Source organism: Halopseudomonas yangmingensis, assembly GCF_900114825.1.
Classification (GTDB): domain Bacteria; phylum Pseudomonadota; class Gammaproteobacteria; order Pseudomonadales; family Pseudomonadaceae; genus Halopseudomonas; species Halopseudomonas yangmingensis.
This window is the reverse complement of the sequence record NZ_FOUI01000035.1, coordinates 1-2,710: the sequence shown is the minus strand read 5'-3', so window position 1 is coordinate 2,710 and position 2,710 is coordinate 1. Positions and strand designations below refer to the sequence as shown.

General features: G+C 50.6%; 2 protein-coding genes and 1 pseudogene. 2 read left to right on the top strand and 1 reads right to left on the bottom strand.

Going from position 1 to position 2,710, the window contains the following annotated elements; all coding sequences use genetic code 11:
- Nucleotides 1-94 precede the first annotated feature (94 nt).
- Both BMZ23_RS15255 and BMZ23_RS14660 read left to right on the top strand, forming a co-directional pair.
- Nucleotides 95-430, top strand: a pseudogene (locus BMZ23_RS15255) (transposase); the annotation flags it as partial.
- Nucleotides 431-721: 291 nt separating this feature from the next.
- Nucleotides 722-1,876 (top strand): iron-containing alcohol dehydrogenase, encoded by a 1,155-nt coding sequence (locus BMZ23_RS14660; RefSeq protein WP_093479060.1) that lies wholly within the window; start codon nt 722-724, stop codon nt 1,874-1,876.
- Between the two features lie 351 nt (nt 1,877-2,227).
- Here BMZ23_RS14660 and BMZ23_RS14655 read toward each other — a convergent pair whose 3' ends face one another.
- Nucleotides 2,228-2,638, bottom strand: a complete 411-nt coding sequence (locus BMZ23_RS14655) for a M48 family metallopeptidase (protein WP_281242345.1) — start codon at nt 2,636-2,638, stop codon at nt 2,228-2,230.
- Between the last annotated feature and the right edge of the window lie 72 nt (nt 2,639-2,710).

The following is a 2,710-nucleotide window of genomic DNA, read 5'->3' as shown; positions in this document are numbered from 1 at the left end:
CATCGGGTGGCTTGGCTGAGGTAGTGGCAGTGTCTGGTGATTATACTCGGGGCTGGACACTCAGGTGGATGGCTGATTTGTGCAGCGTTTCCCTAATGTAAAGGCGTGTGCCGATGGCGAGATTACCCCTTGGATAGCGGCCCAGCGCGAGCGCCATCACCTTGATATTTTCGAGCGCTTCGCACCGGATACGCCTCCACCGGACACCGATGATCCGGTTACATGCATGACCCATCGGATGACAACACAGGCCGGTCGTGCTGTGTATGCATTACGCAAACAGACAGTTGAACCGGTATTCGGTATTATCAAGCATGTGATGGGCTTCCGCCGCTTCTCATTGCGCGGATTCGACAAAGTGGTCGGTGAGTGGACCTTGGCTACGCTGGCATGGAATGTTAAACGAATGAATATTCTGCGCATGGCCTGAAAAGGCTGCATGTGATGCTACCAGTAGCGCGCTCCAGCTGCCTATTGGCTCCCACATGATACTGGTAGGGGGGCACCTAGCTCATATTTCAGATCGTTGGGGCGAAACCAGGCCTTTGCGTCGACGCCGGACATGGCCATCTTTATAGGCTCAAGTCCGACAGACTCCTAGGCTGCCTTTCGATTGAGTTGGGTCAAGTGACTCGTGAGTCACATAGGCTATGCTGAATCTAAGTTAAGCGAATACGTGGTCGTTAATTGATGACTGCGACACACAGAAAAGGGGTTGAATATGAGCAAGAATGCAAGTCTCTTCATGCCGGTTGTATCGTTGTTTGGTGCGAATGTGTTGTCTGAGTTGGCTGATCGAGTGAAGTCTCTGGGTGGTAAGAAGCCGCTGGTCATCACTGATAAGGGTATGACTCAACTAGGCTACACCAAGCAAGTAACGGATCTGCTTGATCAGGCCAGCATTGCTTATGCAGTATTTGATGAGACTATTCCCAATCCAACCGATAAAAACGTTGAGCAAGGCGTTGCTGCCTACCAAAAGGGTCAGTGCGATATGCTGATCTCCTTGGGTGGTGGTAGTGCGCATGACTGTTGTAAAGGTGTTGGTTTAGTGGTTTCTAATGGCGGCGTGATTGCTGACTATGAAGGTGTCGATCAGTCAAAGAACAGCTTGCCACCTTATATTGCGATTAATACTACTGCCGGAACTGCGAGCGAATTAACCCGTTTCACTATTATTACCAATACCTCCAATCACGTGAAAATGGCGATTGTGGATTGGCGCGTCACGCCGGACTTGGCGATTAATGATCCGTTGTTGATGATGAAAATGCCGCCGTCGTTGACTGCCGCAACCGGTATGGATGCACTGACTCATGCGGTGGAGGCTTATGTCTCAACGGATGCAAACCCAATCACTGATGCTTGTGCGCTACAAGCGATTCGTTTGATTGCGCGTTATTTGCGAGTTGCTGTGGCGCGTGGCGATGATCTCGAAGCGCGTGATCGGATGGCCTATGCGCAGTATTTGGCGGGGATGGCGTTCAATAATGCCGGTCTCGGTCATGTGCATGCGATGTCGCATCAACTCGGTGGTATGTATAACTTGCCACATGGCGTGTGTAACGCACTGTTGTTACCGCATGTCTGCGAAGCAAACTTAATGGCTGCGCAAGAGCGTTATGCCGATATTGCTGATGCCTTGGGCGAAAACATCTACGGTTTGCCGGTACGTGAGGCTGCACAAATGGCTGTAGTGGCGATTCGTTGTCTGTCGGTTGATGTGGGTATCCCAAGTAATCTGACTGAATTGGGTGTGCAGGATAAAGACATTGATGCAATGGTTAAGCATGCGCAGCAAGATGTGTGTGCATTAACCAATCCACGTCGATTGAATGACAAGGAAGTGGCGGCAATCTTCCGTGCTGCAATGTAGTTATTGCTAGCTAGAAACGTAGCTGACAACCACGCCTCGCCTTAAGCAGCGGGGCGTGTTGCGTTTTAGATGCTGTATGAGCGGGCCATGCCCGCGACAGCGGTGTTGTATTCCAAATAAAGTATCGAGATGATAGTGGTACATGCCGCACTGCCAATTAAGGAAACGCTTCGGCGCCGTTTAATCAGCGCTTCCCTATGTGCCAAATTTGGTGAACCAGCATGCCATCACTGCAGGATTAAACTACCAAGGTGCTAGCAACCATGGTTAGAGTGATTTACATGAAATTTTGTATGATGCATCAAACTCACTCCTTTATGGTGCTTTTCTAATCCTGATATCAATCACACATCACTCCTTCCAAACCTCTGCAGCCAGCGGCAGTTCGTTGAGCTCGGCTCGGGCCTCCCGCCAGCTGGGGTAATGCTCTTCAAGGATTGCGATGAAGCGATCACTGTGCGTGGGCTCGATCAAATGAGCCATTTCATGCACGACGACGTACTCCAGCAAATCCTTAGGCTTTTTCACCAGCTCCGTATTGAGGCGGATGTTTCCCTCTGCGTGATTGCAACTACCCCACTTGGTTTTCATCCGTTGCAGGAAATAGCCTGAGACTCTCACCTTGAGCTTTTGCTCCCACTTTTGGATCAGTGGCGGTACAACCTCGTGCAGCAACGACTTGTGCCACTCATGCATCACCTCCGCGCGCTTGTCTGCGCTGCTGCCCGGACGAACAATCAGTAAGCGCCAACAAATCAGCACCTGTTACCCGTTCAATTTCCATACCACACTGATTCCATCGTCACCTACGCGAGGAATCAAATATGGCCATGC